22 protein-coding genes are annotated in these 22,364 nt (G+C 64.2%); 15 read left to right on the top strand and 7 right to left on the bottom strand.

What is annotated here, in order from left to right:
* Positions 1-89: 89 nt before the first annotated feature.
* Both AC1RBA_RS14915 and AC1RBA_RS14910 read left to right on the top strand, forming a co-directional pair.
* Positions 90-803 carry a winged helix-turn-helix domain-containing protein gene (locus AC1RBA_RS14915; RefSeq protein ID WP_492418859.1) on the top strand — a complete coding sequence of 238 codons (714 nt, stop codon included), beginning with the start codon at positions 90-92 and terminating at the stop codon, positions 801-803.
* A complete protein-coding gene (locus tag AC1RBA_RS14910; RefSeq protein WP_492418857.1) occupies positions 800-1,471 on the top strand; it encodes a LuxR C-terminal-related transcriptional regulator in 672 nt (223 codons plus the stop codon). Before AC1RBA_RS14915 ends, AC1RBA_RS14910 begins: the two co-directional genes overlap by 4 nt.
* Here the strand turns inward: AC1RBA_RS14910 and AC1RBA_RS14905 are convergent.
* The 3 genes from AC1RBA_RS14905 to AC1RBA_RS14895 all read right to left on the bottom strand — a co-directional run bounded on the left by AC1RBA_RS14905 (position 1,468) and on the right by AC1RBA_RS14895 (position 5,940).
* Entirely contained in the window at positions 1,468-1,881 is a 414-nt protein-coding gene (locus tag AC1RBA_RS14905) for a protease inhibitor I9 family protein (protein ID WP_492418855.1), read from the bottom strand. The genes AC1RBA_RS14910 and AC1RBA_RS14905 overlap by 4 nt on opposite strands.
* A 104-nt stretch (positions 1,882-1,985) precedes the next feature.
* Entirely contained in the window at positions 1,986-5,138 is a 3,153-nt protein-coding gene (locus AC1RBA_RS14900) for a S8 family peptidase (RefSeq protein ID WP_492418853.1), read from the bottom strand.
* A 43-nt stretch (positions 5,139-5,181) separates the two neighbouring features.
* Complete coding sequence (locus tag AC1RBA_RS14895; RefSeq protein ID WP_492418851.1) at positions 5,182-5,940, bottom strand: NF038120 family PEP-CTERM protein; 759 nt, start codon at positions 5,938-5,940, stop codon at positions 5,182-5,184.
* A 487-nt stretch (positions 5,941-6,427) separates the two neighbouring features.
* On the opposite strand from AC1RBA_RS14895, the gene gspG reads away from it, so the two are divergent.
* The 11 genes from gspG (at position 6,428) to AC1RBA_RS14840 (ending at position 16,600) form a co-directional block, all read left to right on the top strand.
* Positions 6,428-6,871 carry a type II secretion system major pseudopilin GspG gene (gene gspG, locus AC1RBA_RS14890; protein WP_492418849.1) on the top strand — a complete coding sequence of 148 codons (444 nt, stop codon included), beginning with the start codon at positions 6,428-6,430 and terminating at the stop codon, positions 6,869-6,871.
* Between the two features lie 36 nt (positions 6,872-6,907).
* A complete protein-coding gene (locus AC1RBA_RS14885) occupies positions 6,908-8,113 on the top strand; it encodes a type II secretion system F family protein (RefSeq protein ID WP_492418847.1) in 1,206 nt (401 codons plus the stop codon).
* Entirely contained in the window at positions 8,110-9,816 is a 1,707-nt protein-coding gene (locus AC1RBA_RS14880; RefSeq protein ID WP_492418845.1) for a GspE/PulE family protein, read from the top strand. The genes AC1RBA_RS14885 and AC1RBA_RS14880 overlap by 4 nt, the downstream gene beginning before the upstream one ends.
* Before the next feature lie 67 nt (positions 9,817-9,883).
* Positions 9,884-11,212: a hypothetical protein gene (locus tag AC1RBA_RS14875; protein ID WP_492418843.1), complete on the top strand. Its 1,329-nt coding sequence runs from the start codon at positions 9,884-9,886 to the stop codon at positions 11,210-11,212.
* Positions 11,209-11,781: a hypothetical protein gene (locus AC1RBA_RS14870; protein WP_070312106.1), complete on the top strand. Its 573-nt coding sequence runs from the start codon at positions 11,209-11,211 to the stop codon at positions 11,779-11,781. The genes AC1RBA_RS14875 and AC1RBA_RS14870 overlap by 4 nt, the downstream gene beginning before the upstream one ends.
* Positions 11,778-12,299 (top strand): hypothetical protein, encoded by a 522-nt coding sequence (locus AC1RBA_RS14865; RefSeq protein WP_492418841.1) that lies wholly within the window; start codon positions 11,778-11,780, stop codon positions 12,297-12,299. Before AC1RBA_RS14870 ends, AC1RBA_RS14865 begins: the two co-directional genes overlap by 4 nt.
* Positions 12,299-14,329 (top strand): secretin GspD/PilQ domain-containing protein, encoded by a 2,031-nt coding sequence (locus AC1RBA_RS14860; protein ID WP_492419305.1) that lies wholly within the window; start codon positions 12,299-12,301, stop codon positions 14,327-14,329. Before AC1RBA_RS14865 ends, AC1RBA_RS14860 begins: the two co-directional genes overlap by 1 nt.
* A complete protein-coding gene (locus AC1RBA_RS14855) occupies positions 14,326-14,808 on the top strand; it encodes a type II secretion system protein (RefSeq protein WP_070221381.1) in 483 nt (160 codons plus the stop codon). The genes AC1RBA_RS14860 and AC1RBA_RS14855 overlap by 4 nt, the downstream gene beginning before the upstream one ends.
* A 3-nt stretch (positions 14,809-14,811) precedes the next feature.
* Positions 14,812-15,204: a type II secretion system protein gene (locus AC1RBA_RS14850; RefSeq protein ID WP_492418839.1), complete on the top strand. Its 393-nt coding sequence runs from the start codon at positions 14,812-14,814 to the stop codon at positions 15,202-15,204.
* Positions 15,205-15,209: 5 nt separating this feature from the next.
* Positions 15,210-15,860: a type II secretion system protein gene (locus AC1RBA_RS14845; RefSeq protein WP_492418837.1), complete on the top strand. Its 651-nt coding sequence runs from the start codon at positions 15,210-15,212 to the stop codon at positions 15,858-15,860.
* Positions 15,861-16,102: 242 nt separating this feature from the next.
* Complete coding sequence (locus AC1RBA_RS14840; RefSeq protein ID WP_070221384.1) at positions 16,103-16,600, top strand: FxDxF family PEP-CTERM protein; 498 nt, start codon at positions 16,103-16,105, stop codon at positions 16,598-16,600.
* A 350-nt stretch (positions 16,601-16,950) separates the two neighbouring features.
* On the opposite strand, the gene murJ is transcribed toward AC1RBA_RS14840, so the two are convergent.
* Complete coding sequence (murJ, locus tag AC1RBA_RS14835) at positions 16,951-18,498, bottom strand: murein biosynthesis integral membrane protein MurJ (RefSeq protein WP_492418835.1); 1,548 nt, start codon at positions 18,496-18,498, stop codon at positions 16,951-16,953.
* Positions 18,499-18,806: 308 nt separating this feature from the next.
* On the opposite strand from murJ, the gene rpsT reads away from it, so the two are divergent.
* The gene (rpsT, locus tag AC1RBA_RS14830) at positions 18,807-19,073 is read left to right on the top strand and encodes a 30S ribosomal protein S20 (RefSeq protein WP_010395935.1); all 267 of its coding nucleotides are present in this window, start codon (positions 18,807-18,809) and stop codon (positions 19,071-19,073) included.
* Between the two features lie 174 nt (positions 19,074-19,247).
* Here rpsT and AC1RBA_RS14825 read toward each other — a convergent pair whose 3' ends face one another.
* From AC1RBA_RS14825 to AC1RBA_RS14815, 3 genes are all read right to left on the bottom strand, one after another.
* Positions 19,248-19,691, bottom strand: coding sequence for a DUF192 domain-containing protein (locus AC1RBA_RS14825; protein ID WP_492418833.1), 444 nt, complete (start codon positions 19,689-19,691; stop codon positions 19,248-19,250).
* Positions 19,692-19,823: 132 nt separating this feature from the next.
* Entirely contained in the window at positions 19,824-20,102 is a 279-nt protein-coding gene (locus AC1RBA_RS14820; protein ID WP_070221387.1) for a hypothetical protein, read from the bottom strand.
* 110 nt (positions 20,103-20,212) lie between these two features.
* Positions 20,213-20,776, bottom strand: coding sequence for a pseudouridine synthase (locus AC1RBA_RS14815; protein ID WP_492418831.1), 564 nt, complete (start codon positions 20,774-20,776; stop codon positions 20,213-20,215).
* Positions 20,777-21,064: 288 nt separating this feature from the next.
* Between AC1RBA_RS14815 and icd the strand changes: the two genes are divergently transcribed.
* Complete coding sequence (gene icd, locus AC1RBA_RS14810) at positions 21,065-22,318, top strand: NADP-dependent isocitrate dehydrogenase (RefSeq protein ID WP_070221389.1); 1,254 nt, start codon at positions 21,065-21,067, stop codon at positions 22,316-22,318.
* Positions 22,319-22,364 lie beyond the last annotated feature (46 nt).

Below are 22,364 nucleotides of genomic sequence, written 5' to 3'. Positions count from 1 at the left end.
CAGCGTTTTACGCTTGATGCATAGTCAAAAACTTGTCGGGCCGTCTAGTTTTTCATGGAGGGCTGCCAACTTTTTCGGAAGGATGCATCATGCGCCGTCATATTTTGCTGCTCGATCCCGCGCCCGCCATGCAAGCCTTGTTGCTGCATAACCTTGAAGGTGCCGGCTACCGGGTCAGCTGCGCCCCGGACGCGCGCGGCGCGCAGGCGCTGATGGCCGTGGATGCGCCCGACTTGCTGCTGCTGGAATGGGAGTTGCCGGACGCCTCGGGTATTACCTTGCTGCGCCAGTTGCGCCAGGATGGCCAGCTGTGCGACTTGCCCATCATCATGGCCAGCGCGCGCGACAGCGAACAGGACAAGGTGCTGGCGCTGGAAAGCGGTGCCGACGACTATCTGTGCAAGCCTTTCGGTCCCCGTGAAATGCTGGCCCGCGTGCACGCGCTGCTGCGCCGGCGCACGCCATCGGCCTGGCGCCCAGGCGCAAACACGGCCGGCGCCACCGTCTTGCGGCTCGACCCGCATACGCTGCGCGTGACGGCTGGCAGCGTGCCCGTCAGCCTGGGCCGCGTGGAATTCAAATTGCTGCATTTCCTCATGGATCATCCCGGACGCGTGCATAGCCGCGCGCAACTGCTGGACCAGGTGTGGGGCCATGCGGCGTACCTCGACGAGCGCACGGTCGATGCCCACGTTGGGCGCTTGCGCCACGCGCTGCAGCCGGGCGGCTGCGGCCACCGCATCGAAACCGTGCGCGGCAGCGGCTACCGCTATCTGGCGTTTGATGCCGCCGTGTGCGCATGATGCTGCTGACGGGGCGGGAGCAGGAATACCTGCTGCACGCCATACTCGGCGCGCATGGCATCGCCGAGTCCGGCGATTTCTTTCTGTGGAGCCAGGGGCCGCTGCAAACGCTGTTGCCGCACGACTTATTAATGTGCGCGCAGCTGGGCGCCGACGGGGCCGTGCTGCGCAGCGAAGCCTGGCACAGCATCGTGCCTGATCACGCGCAGCTGCGCGAGCGCCACGGCCAGCTGGCGCGCCTGGCGCTGGTCTGGCGCGCGGGCGGACAAAGGGCGGGCGTCATCGACGGCGTGCTGGTGCACGGCAGCGTGGGTGAGGGGGGCGGCAGCTTTTTTGCCCTGTTCGCCATGGGAACCGTGGACGCGGCACGCCAGGCATACGCGCTGGAATTGCTGCTGCCCTACCTGCACCTGCACTGGCTGGCGCTGCCAGGCAGTACACGTGCGCCCCTGGCCGGGCCGGGCGCCACGCGCGCGGCCAGTGCGCGCGAGCTGGAAGTACTGCATTGGGTGCGCGAGGGGAAGAGCAATGACGAGGTGGGGCAAATCCTCGGCATCAGCGGCACCACCGTGAAAAGCCATTTGCAGCGCATCTATAAATTATTGGGCGTGAGCAACCGCACGCAAGCCGTCTCGCGCGGCATCGCGCTGCGCCTGCTCAGCCATTAACGCTGATCCTGTATTGTATTCTTGCCGTTGCCGCCGCCATCCTGCGTGTGTTCGATGCTGCCGGGCGACACCCGCGCCACGTCGGGGCTCGCTTGCAGGCGCGCCACTTCGTCCGCCGTCAGCATGGCGGCAAAGCCGTTGAAAGCCACCTTGTAGCGGTATTGCACCGGGGCGTCCGGTACCAGCGCCAGCACCGCGCGCTGCTGCGCTTCCAGCTGGGCCGTGTAGCGCCGCGCGGCGTCGCTGTTCGTATCGAGCCCATGTACGCCATCCGCCTGCGAGGCCAGCGGCGGGGCGCGCAATTGCACCAGATACGATAGCCGCGCCGCGGCGGCCTGCGCCGCGACAGGCAGCGCATGGACGCTGGCCATGCCGGCCAGGATGGCAATACTGAGGCGAAATGCGGACATGCAAGCTCCCTTGGCGCATGGCGCCCATGCGCCGATTGTACGCGCGTCGCGCAAAAAAAACGCGCCCCGCAGGGCGCGTTGTGTTACTGCCTGGAGCGATGCCGTTACAGCTTGGCATCCACCTTCACGTTGCGCTGGCTGGGGACGGCCAGCGGCAGCGGGTTGTTGGTCTCCACCGACAGCACGGTGGTGGACGCGGCCGCGTTGTTGCCATCGAGGAAGACTACGCCGCCCAGGTAGCGCTTGCCCGTTTCCAGGCCCGACCAGCTGACGCCGGCCGTGGCGCTGCCGCCCACGTACACCTTGCTGGGCAGGGTGGCTTTCAGGTTGCCGCCCTTGTCGGCTGTCGTGACGACGGCCGACGACAGGCCGAAGCCGGTCGACACGCCATTTGCCACTTCGTAGCCGATCACGCACACCTTGTAGCTGCCCGCCGCCGGGGTGGTCAAGGTAATAGACTCGTTCGAACCGGCCGTGGCCGAGGTGGCGACGGTTGCGCCGGTACTGTTGAGCAGCAGCAGGTCGAGGTCATTGCCGGCGCCCTCCGTGGTGTCGCGGTCGAAAATTTCGAAGCGCGCCACGACGGTGCTGGCGGGAATGCTGACATTGACCGCGCGCACGCCGCTGCCGCCCGCTTTGCACGCGGCAGCCATCTGTTCCAGCGTGTCGACGCTGCCCGGCGCGGCCTGGCTGATGGTTTGCTCGCTGCGCGCCACTTCCTTCAGGCCGCCCGTCGCCGCGCCCACCTTGCCGGCAAAGCCGGTGGACAGGGTCAGCGAACGCAGGCCGCTGACCTTGTCGGCCTGCAGCAATGCCGGCGACTGTACCGCGCGGCCCGAGCGGGCCGTGACGGGGCTGCGCACCGTGTGCACGCCGTCGCTCCACACGAGGGCGCCGTACTGCCAGGCATTGTCCGGCGCCGTGGTGCGCGTCAGGGTCACGGTGAAGGACTTGGTTTCGCCCGGCGCGAGCGCCAGGGTGGCAGGCGAAACCGCCACGCTGTAGCCGCTGACCGAGGCGCTGGCCGTGTAGGTGGCGCTGCTGCTGCCCACGTTGGTGACGCGGCGCGTCACCGTCTGCGTGCCCAGCACGTTGCCGATGGTGATGGACGGCATGTTCAGGTTGTAGCCGGCCAGGGTGCCGCCCGCGCATTCGGCCGTCATGCCGACGCCGCACATGTATTTCTTGTAGTCGGCCAGGCTGGCGTCATACACGAGGCCGGGATCGGTCGCCTTGTTCGGCGTCACGTGGCCGGCGCCCTGGCCCCAAGGCAGGATGCCGCGCGCGTCGCCCGCCTGAACGTCGGGCAGGGTGGTGCTGCCGGTCGTCATCAGGGCCGATTTGATGGCGGCCGGGCTCCAGTCCGGATGCTGCTGGCGCAGCAGGGCGGCCAGGCCGGCCACGTGCGGGCTGGCCATCGAAGTGCCTTGCAGGAAGATGTAGGCTTGCGGCGGCACCAGGCTGCCATCCTGCACGGCGTCGCGCTGGGCGCGCGACAGGGCAGGCGTGCCGCCGGCCAGGATGTCCACGCCAGGGGCCGTGACGTCCGGCTTGAGTAGGTTGGCGTCGTACAGGTTCGGCCCGCGTGACGAGAAGTCGGCCACCACGGGGGCGGCGGGGCCGTTGCCGTTGGTGACGAAACGCGAGATGGCGGCCGTGGCCGTGCCCGTTTGCGCCTGGGCATTGATCAGCGCGCCATCGGCGGCGCTCACGTGCACGGCCGGCAGCACGTGCGGGTCGGATACCAGACCGATGCCCGTGTCGACCAGCACCATGCCGGCGCCGCCCGCTTCGAGCACGGCGACGCCCTTGTCGGTACGCGCCGTGGTGCCGCGCAGGCAGCTGACGACCTTGCCGGCCACCTTGGCCGGGTCCAGCAGGGCCACGCCGCCGTTGTCGCCGGCGCGGTAGCACAGCGCCAGTTTTTGCGCATCGGCGCCGGGCAAGCCCGCATCCTGGGCACGGATCAGGGTGGTGGCGGGCAGCGGGTTGTAGTTGAGCGAGGCGCCCGTGTAGCTGGCGCCGTTGCTGAGAGTCACTTTGGCCTGGTTGGCGCGGTTGTGCGTCGAAGCGGCCACGGTGGTGATCCATGGGCTGACGTGGGCCACGGTATTGGCTGGCCCCGCATTGCCGGCGGACGCGGCAACGAAGACGCCCGCGTTCGACGCGTGCAGGAACGCTTGCTCGACCGGGTCGTTGACGGTGCCGCCGCCGCTGATCGAGTAATTGATCACGTGTACGCCGTCCTGTACGGCTTTTTCGATCGCCGCCACGCTGTCGCCGCCGTAGCAGCCGTTTTTCGCGCCGGTCGGCTGGGTGGCCAGGTTGTAGGACCAGCACACCTTGTAGACGGACAGGCGGGCGCGCGGCGCCACGCCGGAAATGGCGCCCAGCGGCGAACCGCCGACGGTGACGGGCACGCCCGCATTGCCGCCCGCGGTGGATGAGGTATGCGTGCCGTGGCCGCCTTCGCCATTCGGGTCGCCGATGGAATCGCGCGGCGAGGTGTATTCGCTCCAGTGCTGGATCTTGTCCGTCTCGGTCAGGCGCACGGCGTTGAAATACTGCGCGCCGAGCAGCTTGTTGTTGCAATGGTCTTGCGTAAAGCCTTCACCCGTCTGGCAGCTGCCTTTCCAGGCGGCTGGCGCGGCGCCGTAGGCCAGGGTGGCGTTCGGGTCGAAGGTCGGTGCGCCGTTGGCGTCGACCTTGTCCGCATACGACAGGTTTTCCGGCCACACGCCGCCATCGACGATGCCGATGATGATGTCTTCGCCCGCATGCTGCTTGCCGCCCAGCTGGCTCCACAGGCCGCCCGGCTGGTCCAGGCCCAGGAAGGTGGGCGTGTAGTTCGTCTGCAGGGCGCGGGGCTCGTCGGGGGCGATGCTGGCCACTTCGCCGCTCGCTTGCAGCTGGCGCACTTCGGCGTCCGTCAGCAGGGCGGAGAAACCGTTGAGGACGATCTTGTACTGGTATTGCACGGGCGCGGCGGCGACGAGGGCTTGTACCCGGGCCTGTTTCTGCTCAAGGTAGTCGCCGTACAGCTGCACTTGCGCGCTGGCCAGGTCGAGGCGGCCGCCGGCGGCAGGCTGGGTGGCGCCCAGTCCTTCCACCGAGCCGGTGTAGGAGGCGATCGGTTTGTCGGTCAGTTGCACGATGTAGGGACGGCGCAGGTCGTCGGCGTGGGCCTGGAAGCTGAGGCTGGCAAACAGGCTCAGCACGGCGAGCGAAATAGGACGCAAGGCGGGACGGAATGTCATGTCGGGTTTCCTGGTGACGGTAGCGGGAATCGAAAGGGATAAATCAGGCTTGCTGGCGGCGGCGCGCCGCGAAACCGATGCCTGCCAGGCCCAGCAGCATCATCGCGTAGGTCGATGGCTCCGGTACCGAGGCGACGATATTGTCGAGTGCAAACTGGCCCTTGTTGCTGCTGAAGGCGTTGCAACTGCCGGCCGTGTTGCAAGTGAAACCGAAGAAGGCCAGCGAGGCGAATTGCTGGCTGCCGAAGTTGGCGCTGGTGCTGTAGCGCTGGAACTGGAAGTTGCCGCCGAGCGGGCCGCCCAGCTGGTACGTTTCATACAGGGAAGAGCCGTCCGCATAGAAGCCTTGCACGCGCAGCAGGCCGGCCACGGCCGGATAGGTGACGCCCTGGGCATAGCCGATGAAGCTGGCGTCGAAGCCCTGCAGGCTGACGCTGCCGCCCGTCTTCAGCGGGTCCAGGTAGACGATGCCGTCGTTGAGGGCCGCATAGTAATTGCTCGTATTGTTGGTCGGGCACGCCATGCCGCAGGCGGCCGGGTCCGTGCCGTCGAAGACTGCGCCGACCAGGTCGCCATTACTGGCGCCGTCGGCATTTGAGAGGCCCGTCAGCAGGAAATTTTTGAATTCCAGCGAGTCGCCGTGGCCGACGAACTGGCTGTCGAGATTATCGAAGTTGATCACGTCCGCGACGGCGGCGGGAGCCCAGGCGGCGGACAGGGCCAGGATGGCGGCGCCGGTCCACTGCTTGGCCGAGAAAGGACTTGCTGCGGCAGTTGCCTTCGGATGCACAATACGAGTCATGAATTTTCCCTTGGTGATTATGTCGGATGCAATATGTTTTGCGTCTTGGATGCTGTCTTGGATGCTCTTTCCTGCGCGGCCGGATAGGATCAACGCGGACCCATGCGCAGAAAATTGATTTTTACTATAGCAAAAGAGGCAATTACATTGTTTGATATTCTTTCAAATTTAATTTGAAAGTTACAAATAATGAATGAATAAAATTCATCATTTACTATGGTTTGACAACCAAAAGTAGATAGTTTCCGCATTGAAAATAGTTGAATAATTGACTAGCCAGTCAGGCGCGCGCGGCGCCGTGGCCCTTTCGTACACACTGGATGGTTTCCGCAGGAATTTGTTGTTCACAGAGCAAAGAAAAGATTGTATTAACCATAACCGGCATGGTAGGCTGATAAGCATCAGGCAAGCGCGTGTCGCCCGTGCGTGGTCATCCGCCGCGCACAGCGACGCAATGTATTGAAGGTAGGCAATAAGGAGTTACCGGATGCATGCAGCACACAGGCAGAACCTTGCGGCAACGCGCCATACGCGCGGCTTTACCTTGCTCGAACTGCTGGTGGTCATCGTGATCATCGGCTTGCTGGCGGCCTATGTGGGCCCCAAGTATTTCGCCCAGCTGGGCAAATCCGAAGTGACGGTGGCCAAGGCGCAGATCGAGGCGTTTGAAAAATCGCTCGACACCTACCGCCTCGACGTGGGCCGCTATCCGACCACGGAAGAAGGCCTGGCCGCGCTGCTGGCCGCGCCGCCCGCCGCCGGCACGCGCTGGAATGGCCCTTACCTGAAAAAAGCCGTGCCGCTCGACCCCTGGGGCCATGCGTATCAATACCGCGCGCCCGGCAGCAAGGGCGAGTACGACATCGTCTCGATGGGCAAGGATGGCCAGCCCGGCGGCAGCGGCGAAAACGCCGACATCAGCTCGCAATAGCGCCAGCGCCATTCTTTTTCCTACGGACAAGCCATCATGCAGTTTGAAGTACGCGCGCTTTCCACGGACCAGGCCGTAGCTACCTTGCATACGTGCGTGATCGACGGCCGCGACGAGGCGGACGCGCGCCGCCAGGCCGAGGCGCGCGGCCTGTTCGTCAGCGCCATCCGCCCCGTGCGGGCCACGCCGTTCAGCGCGGCCGGGCGCCAGCGCGCACGGGCCTTACCCCTGCTGCTGTTCAGCCAGGAATTGCTGGCGCTGCTGCAAGCGGGGCTGGGCATCGTCGAAGCGCTGGAAGCCTTGCTGGAAAAGGAAGCGTCGCCGGCCACGCGCAGCGTGCTCACGCGCCTGCTGGAAGGCTTGCGCGAAGGCAAGCGCTTTTCCGCCGTGCTGGCAGAGCAGGCCGAACTGTTTCCCCCCTTGTATATCGGCATCGTCAAGGCGGCCGAGGGCACGAGCGACTTGCCGCGCGCGCTGTCGCGCTACATCGACTACCAGCAGCGCATCGATACGGTGCGTGGCAAGATCGTCAGCGCCGCCATCTATCCGACTATTTTGCTGGCCGTGGGCGGCGGCGTCAGCGCCTTTCTGATCAGCTATGTGGTGCCCCGTTTCGCCGAGGTCTACCAGGGCGCCGGGCGCAATCTGCCGTGGATGTCGCAAGTGATGCTCAGCTGGGGCCAGTTCGTCACGCAGCATGGCGTGCTGCTGTTGCTCGGACTGCTGATCACCGGCAGCGGCGTGTTCACTGCCGTGCGGCGCGCGCTGCGCCATGGCGGCGTGGCGCGCCTGCTGGCGAAACTGCCCGGCATCGGCGAGCGCGTGCGCATCTATGAACTGTCGCGCCTGTACCTGACCCTGGGCATGCTGGCCGAAGGGGGCATTACCATCGTACAAGCCATTTCCACCGTGCAAGCGATGGTCTCGCCGGGCATGCAGGCATCCTTGCAAGGCGCGCGCGGCGCCATCGAGGCGGGCCAGCCGCTGTCGTCCGCGTTTGAGCAACATCAATTGACGACGCCGATTTCCCTGCGCATGCTGCGCGTGGGCGAGCGCACGGGCGACATGGGCCCCATGCTGACGCAGTCGGCAGCCTTTTACGACGGCGAAATCAGCCGCTGGATCGACCGGTTTACGCGCACCTTCGAACCCTTGCTGATGGCCGCCATCGGCCTGGTCGTGGGCGCCATCGTGATCCTGCTGTACATGCCCATCTTTGACCTTGCCGGCGATATTTCATGATGCAGAGCGCAGCCGAATCCACCGCGGCCATCGCGGCCATCGACCCCGCGCTGCTGCAGCATGCGCGCATCCTGAGCCGGCAATCGAAGCGCAGCCTGGTCGAGGAATTGCAGCAACTGAGCGGCATCGAGGCGCGCGCCGTGGTGCGCGCACTGGCGCTCCCGTTCGGCCTGGACGTGCTGGAAACGGCCGACATGCTGGCCTTGTCTCCCGCCTTCGATGTGCTGCCCCTGTCGCAGGCACTGGCGCGCCACAGCGTGCTGCTGCGCGCCGCCGACGGTCAGCTGCTGGGCGTGATCGCCGACCCCTTCGACCTCGACCTGCAAACCTGGCTCGGCGCGCGCGCGGGGCAGGGCGTGTTGGACGTGCGCCTGGCGCTGCAGGCCGACATCGGCGCCTACCTGTCGAAGCAGGAAGAATCGGCGCGCGCCGTCGACAGCCTGCTGCCCGGCGCGGCGAACGATGCGCGGCGCGACGGCAAGACGGCGGCCGTGCTGTCGTTCGCCAGCGTGTCGGAAGCGGCCAGCCCCGCCGTCAAGCTGGTCAACTCGACCCTGTATGACGCCCTGAAGGCGGGCGCCTCGGACATCCACCTGGAAAGCACGGCCGGCGGCCTGGCCGTCAAATACCGCGTCGACGGCGTGCTCGATCACGCCACGTCCGTCAACGGCATCGAAGTGGCAGAACACATCATCTCGCGCCTGAAAGTGCTGGCCGAACTCGATATCGCCGAGCGCCGCGTGCCGCAGGACGGCAGCTTCCGCGTCGAGGCGGGCGGGCGCGAAATCGATTTGCGCGTCTCCATCATGCCCAGCATCCATGGCGAGGACGCCGTCATCCGCATCCTCGACAAGCGCGCCATGATCGAGGCCTACGGCGCGCTGACCCTGGAAGCGCTGGGCTTTGACGCGCCCTCGCTCGAAGCCCTGCGCGCGCTGGCCCAGGAAGCCTACGGCATGCTGCTCGTGACCGGTCCCACGGGCTCGGGCAAGACGACGACCCTGTATGCGGCGCTGACGGAAATCCATAACGGGCGCGAAAAGATCATCACCATCGAGGACCCCGTCGAATACCAGCTGCCCGGCATCCTGCAAATCCCCGTGAATGAAAAGAAGGGGCTGACCTTCGCCAAGGGCTTGCGCTCGATCCTGCGCCACGACCCCGATAAAATCATGGTGGGCGAGATCCGCGACCGCGAGACGGCGGAAATTGCCGTGCAATCTGCCCTCACGGGCCATCTGGTGCTCACCACCGTGCATGCGAATAATGTGTTCGACGTGTTTGGCCGCTTTACGCACATGGGCATCGATCCGTATGCCTTCGTCTCGGCCCTGAACGGCATCTGGGCACAGCGCCTGATCCGCACCAACTGCCCCCATTGTGCCACCGGCTACACGCCCGACGACGCGGAGCTCGCCAGCGTGGGCCTGGCGCGCGCCGACGTGGCAGGCTATGAATTCAAGCAGGGCAAGGGCTGCGGCGACTGCCGCGGCACGGGCTACAAGGGACGCCGCTCGATCGCCGAGATTCTCGTGCTGACCGATGAAATCCGCGAACTGATCGTCGATAAAAAACCGATCCGCCAGATCAAGGCGGCCGCGTATGCGAACGGCACGCGCAGCCTGCGCCTGGCGGCGCTGGAACTGGTCAAGCGGGGCGCCACCACCATCACGGAAATCAAGAGGGTCACCCTGCATGCGTAGCGGTTTTGCGAAGTTGAGATTTGGGAGATTTGGACAGGGATTGCGCCTGGGCGTGGCGGCGGATGGCTTGAGCTTGTGGCGGGGCAGCCGCTGGCGCGCGCCCGCCTGGACGCCGTTGGGCGAAGCCGCGTATGTGCCGGACGTCGCTCATGGCCTGCATGGCGATTTTTCCGCCCTGGGCCAGGCGCTGGCGCAGTTGCTGGAGCGGCTGCTGCCGACGGACCAATACGCGGGCTGGCCCTTGTCCGTGGTGCTCGACGACGCTTTGGCGCGCCTGTGGCAGGTGGACCTGCCGCAGGGCGCCGCGCGTCTGGCCGACATCGAGGCGGCCGCCGCGCTGCGCTTCCAGTCGCTGTATGGCGATGCGCCCGGCCTGTGGCACAGCAGCAGTGCCTGGGATGCGCGCGTGCCGTTTTTCTGCGCCGTGCCGCGTGCGCTGCTGGCGCAGCTGACGCGCGTGGCGGCCGAACGCAAGCTGGCTTTGATTTTTATTACGCCGCAATTCGCGCGCCACTGGAACCGCTGGCACGGCGCATTGAAACCGGGCGCCTGGTTCGGCCAGTTGCAGGAAAACGCCTTGACCCTGGGCGTGCGGCACGATGGCCGCCTGTGCGCCGTGCGCGCGCTGCCCGTGCCGGCTGGTGCCGACAGGGACTGGCTGGTGCAGACGCTGGCGCGCGAGGCGCTGCTGCAAGGCGTGACCGCGCCGGCGCTGCTGCAGCTGTGCGGCGCGCCGCCGCCCGCATGGCTGACGCCGACAAAAGAGTTCCACTGCCAGGTTTTTTCCACGCCGGACGGGGAAGGCGCCTTGTCGCCGGCCGCCCGGCTGGCGCAGCGGAGGCGTGGCATGACGCGCCTCGATATCGATTTCGCGCCGCCTGGCTGGCGCCGCAGCCTGCACCGCGTGCCCGCCTGGGCATGGGGAACGGGGGCGCTGGGCATGGTGCTGGTCGTCACGGCGGCGTACAGCGGCAGCGCTGCGCTGCAGCGCCAGCAGCTGCGCGAGGGGCAGTTGCAGCGCGCGCAGCAACGCGTGCTGGCCGCCACGCTGGGCCCGGCGCCTGCGCCGCAAATGGCCATCGCACCGGCGCAGGCGGCGGCCGTGAATGCGGCCATCCTGCAATTGAACCTGCCGTGGCGCGACCTGCAGGATGCGCTGGCCAGCGCCACGCCGCCCGCCATCGCGCTGCTGGCGCTGGAGCCGGACGCGCGCAAGCGCGTGCTGAAGATCACGGCCGAAACGACCGGCAGCGACGCCATGGTGGCCTATATCGCGCAATTGAAGCAGCAGGAGCTGTTCGGCTCCCGCGTGCAGCTGCTGCGCCATGAAATCAACGCGCTCGATCCGAACAAACCTTTGCGCTTCCAGCTTCAAGCGCAGTGGGGCACGCCATGACGGCCATCGATATCAATATCTTGCGCCTGCGCGCGCAACTGCTGCTGCGTCGCCTGGGCGTGCCCGCCTGCCTGGCCGTGCTTTTGCTCGCACTGGGGATCGCCGCCTGGGCGTGGGCATGGCAGCAGCGCGCCGTGGCGGCGCAGCTGGAAGCGCGGCCCTTGCCGCAGCCAGCGCTGGCCGTGGCGGCCCTGGCGCCGCCGGCGACGGCCAGCGAAAACCTGGCCCGTTTTTATGCCGCCCTGGGGCAGCAGCGCCATGCGGAGCAGCAGGTCAAGCAGCTGTTCGACCTGGCCGCGAAAAACGGCTTGCTGCTGACGCAGGGCGAATACAAGAGCGGCTACGACAAGGCCAGCCGTGTCGCCACCTGGCAGGTGACCTTGCCGCTGAAGGGCAGTTATGCGGCCGTATGGCAGTTCGCGCTGCAAGCGCTGCGCGCCGTCCCCTTTGCCTCGCTCGACGAACTGAGTTTTCGCCGCGAGCAGATCGCCGATACGCAACTCGAGGCGCGCCTGCGCCTGACCTTTTATCTGACCGATACGCCTGGCGTTGCGGGAGAAACACCATGACCCCACGCCATTGGCTCATGCTGGCCGGCGTGCTGGGCGCGGGCGCCTTGCTGCTGTTCGACGAGCGCCAGCCCGTGGCCGACGTGGCCGAGGCGGTGGAGCGGGCCGTCGCGCCCGCGCGTAAGCCGGCCGGCAAAGCGGAGGCAGCGCAGCCGGCCATCCTGGCCCTGCTGCCGCGCAGCGAAGTGGCGGGCGAGGATGGCGACACCTTTGGCGGCGCCGGCGCTGTCTTCCAGAGCCAGAACTGGAATCCGCCGCCGCCGAAAACGGCGGTGACGGCTGCGCCGCCGCCACCGCCGCCGACGGCGCCGCCGCTGCCCTTCGTCTACTTGGGCAAGGCGGCCGCCGACGGTGCCTGGGAAGTGTTTTTGTCGCGCGCCGACAAGACGTATATCGTGCGCGCCAATACCGTCATCGATGGCGCCTACAAGGTCGTGACGATCGCGCCGCCCGTCATGACGCTCACCTATCTGCCGTTGAACCAGGTTCAGCAGCTCAACATTGGAGTACTCGAGTGATGTCTCGTTCCTTTTCACCGGCGCCTTTGCTGGCGTTGCTGGTGCTGCTGTCCGGCTGCGCGGGGCAGCAAGCTTACCGCGACGGGCGCGAGCTGATTGCGCAAGATCAGATCCCGGCCGGCCTGCAAAAACTGCAGGAGGCGCTGCAGCAGGACCCCGGCAACGCGCAATACCGCAGCGCGTATCTGCAGGCGCGCGAACGGGCCACCAGCAGCCGCTTGCAGCAGGCCGAGCGCCAGGCGCAGGCGGGACAGGGCGACCTGGCGCGCACCTCCTTCATGAGCGTGCTGGAAATCGATGCGCAGAACGAACGCGCCAGCAGCGGCTTGCGCGCGCTCGAACGCGAGCAGCGCCAGGGCAAGCTGCTGGCCGAAGCGCAGAAGGATCTTGACGCCAAGCGCTACGACCCCGCGCGCCAGCGCCTGAACGCCATCCTCACGGAGCAGCCGAATCACGCCGGCGCGCGCGCGCTGCTGCGCGAGGTCGATGAAAAAACGGCGCCGCCCGTGGTCGAATCGGGCCTGGCCAAATCGTACAAGCAGCCGATCACGATCGAGTTCCGCGACGCGCCGTTAAAACAGGTGTTCGAGCTGATCGCGCGCCGCTCGGGACTCAATTTCGTCTTCGACAAGGACGTCAAGGCGGACGCGAAAACCTCGATCTTCCTGAAAAACAGCACGGTGGAATCGGCCGTCTACTTCCTGCTGGTGACGAACCAGCTGGAGCAGCAGGTGATGGATGCGAACACGATTTTGATCTACCCGAACGTGGCGGCAAAATTGAAGGAGTACCAGGAAGTGCTGGTAAAGACCTTCTTCCTGGCGAACGCGGATGCCAAGCAGGTGGCCAACACGCTCAAGACCATTTTGAAGACGCGCGACGTGGTGGCCGATGAAAAGCTCAACCTCGTCATCGTGCGCGACACGCCCGAGGCGATCCGCCTGGCCGAGCGCCTGATCGCGCTGCAGGACGTGCCCGAAGCGGAAGTGGTGCTGGAACTGGAAATCCTCGAAGTCAAGCGCAGCCGCCTGATGGAACTGGGCGTGGCCTGGCCATCGAGCCTGACCCTGACGCCACTTTCCACTTCGGGCGGCGTGGGGCTGACCATCAACGACCTGAATAACCTGAACCAGCGCACCATCGGCGTGAGCGACCTGTCCGTGACGGCGAATGCCAAGAAGACGGATGGCGACGCGAATATCCTGGCCAACCCGCGCATCCGCGTGCGCAACCGGGAAAAGGCGAAGTTCGTCATCGGCGACAGGGTGCCCGTGGTGACCACCACCATTTCGCCGGGCACGGGCGGCTTCGCTTCCGAGTCGATCAGTTACCTGGACGTGGGCTTGACGGTGAACGCCGAGCCGACCATCTATTTGAACAATGAAGTGGGCATCCGCATTTCGCTCGAAGTGAGCAACCTGGGGGCGGCCACCACCACCCGCAGCGGCTCGACCCTGTACCAGATCGGCACGCGCCAGGCCTCGACCATGCTGCAACTGAAGGATGGCGAAAACCAGGTGCTGGCGGGCCTGATCAACAATGAAGAGCGCAGTTCGGGCAACAAGGTGCCGGGCCTGGGCGACATCCCCGTGCTGGGACGGCTGTTCGGCAGCAGCAAGGACGACAGCCAGAAGACGGAAATCGTGCTGTCGATCACGCCGCACCTGGTGCGCACCGTGCAGCGTCCGGAAGCGAAGGAATCGGAATTCTCTGCCGGCACGGAAGGCAGCTTCCGCCGCCGTCCCGACATGGCGGCCAAGGCGCCCACGCAGATGCCGGGCACGGTCATCGTGCGTTCCGGCCCGTCGGCCGTCGGCATGCAGCCGGCGCCGGCGCAGCCGATGATGACGCCGGGCCAGGTGCCATCGACCTTGCCGCAGAGCGTGGCGGCGCCGGAAGTGGCGCCGTCGCCCGAGCCGGCCGCGTCGCCTTTGCCGATATCGTCGGGCCAGCCCGTACCGCTGCAGGCGGCACCCTTGCCGCTGTCGTCGAGCCAGCCGGTGCCGGTGGTGCCGCCGCCCGCCAAATGAGCGTGACGCGCGCGCAGGGCGGATTCACCCTGATCGAACTGCTGGTGACCCTGGCCATCCTGGGCGTGCTGGCCACCCTGGTGATCCCCGTCACGCAGGTGACGATGCAGCGGCGCCAGGAGCAGGAATTGCGGCGCGCGCTGCGCGACATCCGCCAGGGGCTCGACGCCTATAAACGGGCTGGCGACGAGGGCCGCATTCTGCGCGCGCCCGACGCCAGCGGTTATCCGAAAAGCCTGGAACTGCTGGTCGAGGGCGTGCCGGACCAGCGCAACCCGAAGCGCAGCAAACTGTTTTTCCTGCGCCGCGTGCCGCGCGACCCGTTCAACGGCGACGCTGGTCTGAGCGACGCGCAAACGTGGGGCAAGCGCAGCTACGCCAGCGAAGCGGCCGAGCCGCGCGAGGGCGACGATGTCTACGATGTGTATTGCACGTCCGGCAAGACGGGCTTGAACAACGTGCCTTACCGTTTATGGTGAACCATGTCCGCTGAAAACGCCCCACGCCGCAGGCGCGGCTTTACCCTGATCGAATTGCTGGTGGTGCTCGGCATCGTGGCGCTGTTGCTGACCCTGGCCGTGCCGCGCTACTTTCCCAGTCTCGACAAGGCGAAGGAAACCGTGCTGGCGGATAACTTGCGCAACCTGCGCACCACCATCGACCAGTTCCACGGCGATACGGGGCGCTACCCCGATTCGCTGGAGCAACTGGTGGAAAAGAAATACCTGCGCGCCATGCCCATCGATCCCATCACGGACAGCGACAGCAGCTGGCTGATCGTGCCGCCACCGGACGACACGCCGGGCCAGGTGTATGACGTGAAAAGCGGCGCGCCCGGCAAGGACCGCAGCGGCACGCCGTTCGCCGACTGGTAGCGGCCATGTACCGTTCTGCGCGCCGCCAGCGCGGTTTTACTTACCTGGGCCTGATCATTCTGGTGGCTATTCTGGGCCTGGTAGGGGCGGCCGGGCTGAAGATGGGCTCCTTGCTGCAGCGCCAGGCGGCCGAGCAGGAATTGCTCGATATCGGCGCGCAGTTTTCAGACGCCCTGTACAGTTATGCGGCGGCCACGCCGCCGGGCCAGCCGCAACAGCCGCCGACCCTGGCCGCCTTGCTGCGCGATCCCCGTACGCCCGAGCTGCGCCGGCACCTGCGCAAGTTGTTTGTCGATCCCATCACGGGCCGCGCCGAGTGGGGCTTGCTGTATCAGCCGGGCAGCAACGGCATCATCGGCGTGTACAGCCTGTCCCAGGCTGCGCCATTAAAGGTTGGCAACTTCGAGGCCCGGTTTGCCGGCTTCGAAGGCAAGGCGCATTTCTCGGAATGGCGCTTCATGGTCGATGCACGGGTGTCATCCGTGCCGTCAGCGGGACCGGCAGCTGTGCCAGCGAGTGATGAGGACAGCATCGCGCCCGCCTTGCCCGCGTCACCGTTGTTTTTTCGCCCTGTTACCCCACCGCAAGAACAAACGCCACCAGAGCCAAATGAACAGCTTGAACCGCAAAATTCCGCCGAAAACACTGCCGAATAGACGGTTTTACCTTAAAACATGGAAAAAATAAATGTATGCCTCGGTAACTATTTTTCCCTGGAAATTCATAGATGCCGGCAAATAGTTCATTTTGAAAATAGTTATCAGCGGTGAAACTTAGATAAAAAATTTATAAGTAATTCAATGCAATTATGTTACCATTCTGTTCAGTACTTCCGGTACTAATAAACTATTGGTGGCCTGCGTATTGCAGCCATAAATTACTTTTTAAGGGATAAGCTATGAAATTGAAATTTATCGCTGCAGGCATCATGGCAGCAGCATCGTTCAGCGCGTCGGCAGCAACCTACGACCTGGGCATTCTGGACCCAGCCGGTTCCGATACCCTGTCGGCTTTCACGACCAAGTTCGCGATCAATTCGCAGATCAATGATTCGTGGACCTTCCAGTTGCTGGCTCCATCGTCGACTTCGTTCGGTGCACTGCAAACGTTCTCCGTTGCTAACGGCGCGATCAAGGATTTCGCCGCGACCCTGGTCGGCTATGGCGACCTGGCCAAGAGCACGGCTAGCGGTATCCAGAATCTGAGCTGGGCAGGCGAATTGGCCGCTGGCACCTACACGGTGCAAGTCACGGGTCTGACCCTGGTGAAAAATGTTCAGTACGTAGGCACGGTTTCGGCCCTGCCAGTACCAGAACCAGAAACCTATGGCATGCTGCTGGGCGGCCTGGCATTGGTTGGCGCCGTGGCACGCCGCCGCGCCAAGAAAGCTGCTTAAGCTTTCGCTGCAATGAAAAAAACCCGCTCCGGCGGGTTTTTTTTCGTCTGGATCATTTGTGCAAGGCAGTACGCCGGCAACAACATCCTGCGCAATATGGGCAATCTGCGCAGGACCAGGCGCCAAGTTGAAGACAGTATGCGAGTACGGCGAGACGCCGGCAACAACGTCCTGCGCAATCGGGACAAGCTGCGCAGGCCCAGGCGCCAAGTCGAAGACAGTACGCGAGTACGCGAGACGCCGGCATCAACGTCCTGCGCAATCTGGACAAGCTGCGCAGGACTAGGCGCCAAGTCGAAGACAGTACGCCAGTACGGCGAGACGCCGGCAACAACGTCCTGCGCAGCTTGTCACGCGTGGCGCTTGAAGTCGCGGAAGCGGAAGCCAACTGCAAATAACGTCGCAAAGTACGCCACGCCGCACACGGCCACCACCAGGGCCAGGGCACCGGCCCGCAGCAGCGGATGGGCTTGCATGGCGATCCAGTCGATGCGCATGGCGCCAGCATACGCCACGCCGCCCATCACGATGAGTGCCGGCAGCAGGCGCGCGAAGAATTTGGCCCAGCCCGGTTTCGGCTGGTAGATGCCGCGCTTGCGCAAGCCCCAGTACAGGAAACTGGCATTCAGGCAGGCGCCCAGGCCGATCGACAGGGCCAGGCCGGCCACGGCGATGTAGGGCACGAACAGCAGATTCATCAGCTGCGTGGCGATCAGCACGCCGATGGCGATTTTCACGGGCGTGCGGATGTCCTGGCGCGCATAGAAGGCGGGCGCCAGGGTTTTGACGAGGATGATGCCGATCAGGCCCAGGCTGTAGGCCACCAGCGGCTGCGTCGACATGGTGACGGATTCGGCCGTGAACTTGCCGTAGTGGAAGAGGGTGGCGATCAGCGGCGTGGCCAGGGTCGCCATGCCGACGGCGGCGGGCAGGGCCAGCAGGAAAGTCAAACGCAAGCCCCAGTCCAGCAAGGCCGAGTATTCCGTCTTGTCGCCGTCCACGTTCGCTTTCGACAGGCTGGGCAGCAAGATGGTGCCCAGGGCCACGCCCAGCATGGCGGTCGGGAACTCCATCAGGCGGTCCGCATACGACAGCCAGGAAATACTGCCTTCGGCCAGGCGCGAGGCGATGCTCGTGTTGATCATCAGGCTGATCTGCGCAGCAGACACGGCGAACACGGCCGGGCCCATCTTTTTCAGCACGCGGCGCACGCCGCCGTCGGCCAGGCCGATGGCGGGATTGATCGACAGCCGCGGCAGCATGCCGATCTTGATCAGCGCGGGAATCTGAATGGCCACCTGCAGCAGGCCGCCGGCGAACACGGCGATGGCCATGGCGTAGATCGGCTGTTTCAAGTATGGCGCGAGGAACAGCGAGGCGGCGATGAAGGACAGGTTCAGCAGCACTGGCGTGAACGCGGGAATCTTGAATTCGCGCCAGGTATTCAAGATGCCGCCGGCCAGGGCCACGAACGACATGCAGGTAATATAAGGGAACATCAGCCGCGTCATCCACACGGCCGCGTCAAAAGCGCTCGGGTCCTTGGACAGGCCCGTGGCGATCACGTAGACGAACCACGGCGCGCCGACGATGCCGATGGCGGACACGAGCAGGGTGGCCCAGACGAGGGTCGTGGCCACATGGTCGGCCAATTGCTTGCTCGCTTCCTGGCCGTGCTGGTTCTTGTATTCAGACAAGATCGGTACGAAGGCTTGCGAGAACGCCCCTTCGGCAAACAATCGGCGCAACAGGTTGGGGATGCGGAAGGCAACAATGAAAGCGTCCGTGTAGGCGCCGGCGCCAAAGGCGCGCGCGAACAGGCTTTCGCGCAATAATCCGGTTACACGGGACAGCATGGTCATGCTGGAAATGGCGGCGAGGGTTTTAAGCAAGTTCATGGGGGCAGATTATAGCCGGGCGCGGTACCGTTAAACGCTTAAAATATGGTAACAAACGCTGCCGATTCGCTGCGCATTCGCCCTTGCCAGCCCCATTTTCAGGTGTTTTTGGCGTGATACACGGTTTTTTGATTTGCCCCCGCTTGAAAATATCGCTATAATCGAAGGCTGTACAGAATTCTGTTACGCAGACACTAATGTTTGACAGGCACTGGTTTGGCACACATGGTTCGGCAGACGCACAGAACGCACCGGTTGGCAAACACTAATGTTTGCAAACGCACTTTGACCCTGTTTTAGGAAATTCCATGGCAAATACCGCACAAGCGCGCAAACGCGCTCGTCAAGCAGTTAAGCAAAACGCACACAATTCGTCCCAACGTTCGACCTTGCGCACGGCTATCAAAGCTGCTCGCAAAGCGATCCAGGGCGGCGACAAGGCAGCTGCTGCTGCAATCTTCCAGGCATCCGTGTCGACCATCGACCGTATCGCTGACAAGAAGATCATCCACAAAAACAAGGCAGCTCGCCATAAGAGCCGTCTGGCAGCTGCTTTGAAAGCACTGTCCGCTTAATATTCGCCAGCAGGCAAGCCACCACGGTGGCCTTGCCTGTGCCGGTATGCTGGCACTGGTTGAAAAGCAAAAACCCGCAGATTCGTTCTGGCGGGTTTTTTCGCGTGCGCGCGTGCTTTTCCGCGCAACTGCGGCGGCGGTTTCCGGCAGCGCCTTGCTGCCGGCCGCCACTGTCTAGCGCAGCGCCGGCAAGTTACCGATGCTCATGCCCGGCTTGATGTTCTTTTGCTTGAACCAGCCCAGGTGCATTTCCAGCGCATAGCGCACGGGCACGGTCTTCGTGGAGCAATGGCTGTCGAGCGTATGCGGCTGCATGTCTTCGATGTTGACGATCTTGCCGCTGGCATCGAGAAAGGCCACCGACAGGGGCAGCGGCGTGTTTTTCATCCACATGCATTGCGTCGACGGATTGCCAAAGACAAACAGCATGCCCGCATTCGCCGGCATTTTTTCACGGTACATCAAGCCCTGTTCGCGTTGCTCTTCTGTTGCCGCCACTTCCGCCTGGATCAAATGCATGCCGGCCGACAGCTGCACGCTTTTTGTTTGCGCCTGGGCCATGCTGGCGCAAGACAGCAGGGCGATGGACAGGAAGAGACGGCGAAGGGGATTTTTCATGGGACGGGATGGGTGGCTGCGAAGCGGCGATTAAGCCATGCTGGCGGCCGCCTGGTCAAGCATGCGGTCTGGCCGCGCCAAAAGCGTGGGGTGACAGCAACATAGTCGCTGCCGTCACCCCGGGAACGACCTTTATTTCACCGGCTTGCCTGTTTCAGCGGCCGGCTGCTTCGTCTTGCGCGCCTGGGGAATCAGGCGCGACGCGTCCGTCGCGGCGGACGCGTTGACGGAAGCCGACGCCGGCGGCACGGGCTTGCTGGCATCGGTGGCGGCCGAAGCCTGGCTGGCTGCCGATGCGGGTGGCGGCTTGACGGCATCGGTCGCGGCGGAAGCGTGCACCTGGGCGCCCGACTGGGCCAGTGCGGCGCCGGCAAGCAGGGAGGCGGCCAGCGTGAATATTACTTTTGTCATCATCTTTCCTTTCCGTCATGTGAAGGTCAGATGATTTTAATGCATTATCTAAAAATAAATAGTGCTTATTGGAAAAATTTCAGCAAGGAAAACCGTTTTTCTTGTGCCGTTCACATTTTCCCAATGTTCTCGGCCGGCACTTCGCACCATTCTCCGGGCATCAATGGGTGGCTGGCCAGAGAAAATGGGCCGATGGCGCTGCGCACCAGGCGCAGGGTGGGCAGGCCGACGGCCGCCGTCATGCGCCGCACTTGCCGGTTTTTTCCTTCTTTTAAAGTGATCGCCAGCCAGGAGGTGGGCTTGTCGGCGCGCGCGCGGATCGGCGGGTTGCGCGGCCACAGCCAGTCGGGCTCGGCGATGCGCACGGCCTTGCACGGCTTGGTGATGAAGTCGCCCAGGTCCAGCGGCGCCTGCAGGCGCGTCAGGCTGGCCGCGTCGGGCACGCCATCGACCTGCACCAGATAGGTTTTCGCTTCCTTGCGGTCCGGGTGGCTGATCTCGTGCTGCAGGCGGCCGTCGTCCGTCAGCAGCAGCAAGCCTTCGCTGTCGGCGTCGAGCCGGCCGGCCGGGTAGATGCCGGGAATGGCGAGGTGGTCGGCCAGGGTGGTACGGCCTTCCTGCGGCGAAAACTGGCACAGGACCTGGAATGGTTTATTGAAGAGAATGAGTGGCATGCTGGATAAATTGATGCAAACGAGGGTGGCTGCTGGTCGGCGCCGCAAAAGCGTGGCGCCCTGTAAGATACTGGTGCATAATGTGAAACGTTAGTCTTATGTCTTATAGAAGACGTAGGCGATATGGCAACGAGGTTCTTTGGCGCCGCGGATGACTCGGCTGTTCTTTCCCTGCTAAAGTGCGTTATTGTCGCCCTGTTCGGACTTGTTTTTGTAAACTCTGCAACCGCAGAGCGCGTCGCCGGCCCGTGTTACCCGCCAGCGGTGTGTCCCACTTCGGAGATCACGATGTATCAACATATCACTGTACCTGCTGACGGCCAAAAAATCACCGTCAACGCCGATTTTTCGCTGAATGTACCAGATAATCCCATCGTTCCCTTCATTGAAGGCGATGGCACGGGCATCGATATCAGCCCGGTCATGATCAAGGTGATCGACGCTGCCGTGGCCAAGGCCTACGGCGGTGCGCGCAAGATCAGCTGGATGGAAATCTACGCGGGCGAGAAATCGACGAATGTGTACGGCCCCGATGTGTGGCTGCCGGAAGAAACCTTGCAAGTGCTGAAAGATTACGTGGTCTCCATCAAGGGCCCGCTGACGACGCCCGTCGGCGGCGGCATCCGCTCGCTGAACGTGGCCCTGCGCCAGCAGCTCGACCTGTACGTCTGCCTGCGTCCCGTGCGCTACTTCACAGGCGTGCCGTCGCCCGTGAAAGAGCCGGAAAAGACGGACATGGTGATTTTCCGCGAAAATTCGGAAGATATCTACGCCGGCATCGAGTACCAGCAGGGCTCGCCCGAAGCGAAGAAACTGATGGATTTCCTCGTCAATGAAATGGGCGTGACGAAAATCCGCTTCCCGGCCACGTCGGGCCTGGGCATCAAGCCCGTGTCCATCGAAGGCACGGAGCGCCTCGTGCGCAAGGCCATCCAGTACGCGATCGACAATGACAAGCCTTCCGTGACGATCGTGCACAAAGGCAACATCATGAAATACACGGAAGGCGGTTTCCGCGACTGGGCTTATGCGCTGGCGCAAAAGGAATTCGGCGCCGAGCTGATCGATGGCGGCCCATGGTGCAAGTTCAAGAATCCGAAGACGGGCCGTGACATCATCGTCAAGGATTCGATCGCTGACGCGTTCCTGCAACAGATTTTGCTGCGTCCGGCCGAATACAGCGTCATCGCCACCCTGAATCTGAACGGCGATTACATTTCCGACGCGCTGGCGGCGCAAGTGGGCGGCATCGGCATCGCGCCGGGCGCGAACCTGTCCGATTCCGTTGCCATGTTCGAAGCGACGCACGGCACGGCGCCGAAGTACGCGGGCAAGGATTACGTGAACCCCGGTTCGCTGATCCTGTCGGCGGAAATGATGCTGCGCCACATGGGCTGGCTGGAAGCGGCCGACCTGATCATTTCTTCGATGCAAAAGTCGATCGCCTCGAAGCGCGTCACCTACGATTTCGCCCGCCTGATGGAAGGCGCGACGCAAGTGTCGTGTTCCGGTTTCGGCGACGTGATGATCGAGCACATGTAATAAGCGGGGGCAGGGTGCTGGGCACCCTGCGGACGAAAAAAAACCC

The sequence above is a fragment of the Janthinobacterium sp. GW823-FHT03B06 genome, assembly GCF_058796955.1.
The sequence above is the reverse complement of the archived record's forward strand: the minus strand, read 5'-3'. Positions and strand labels throughout refer to the sequence as shown.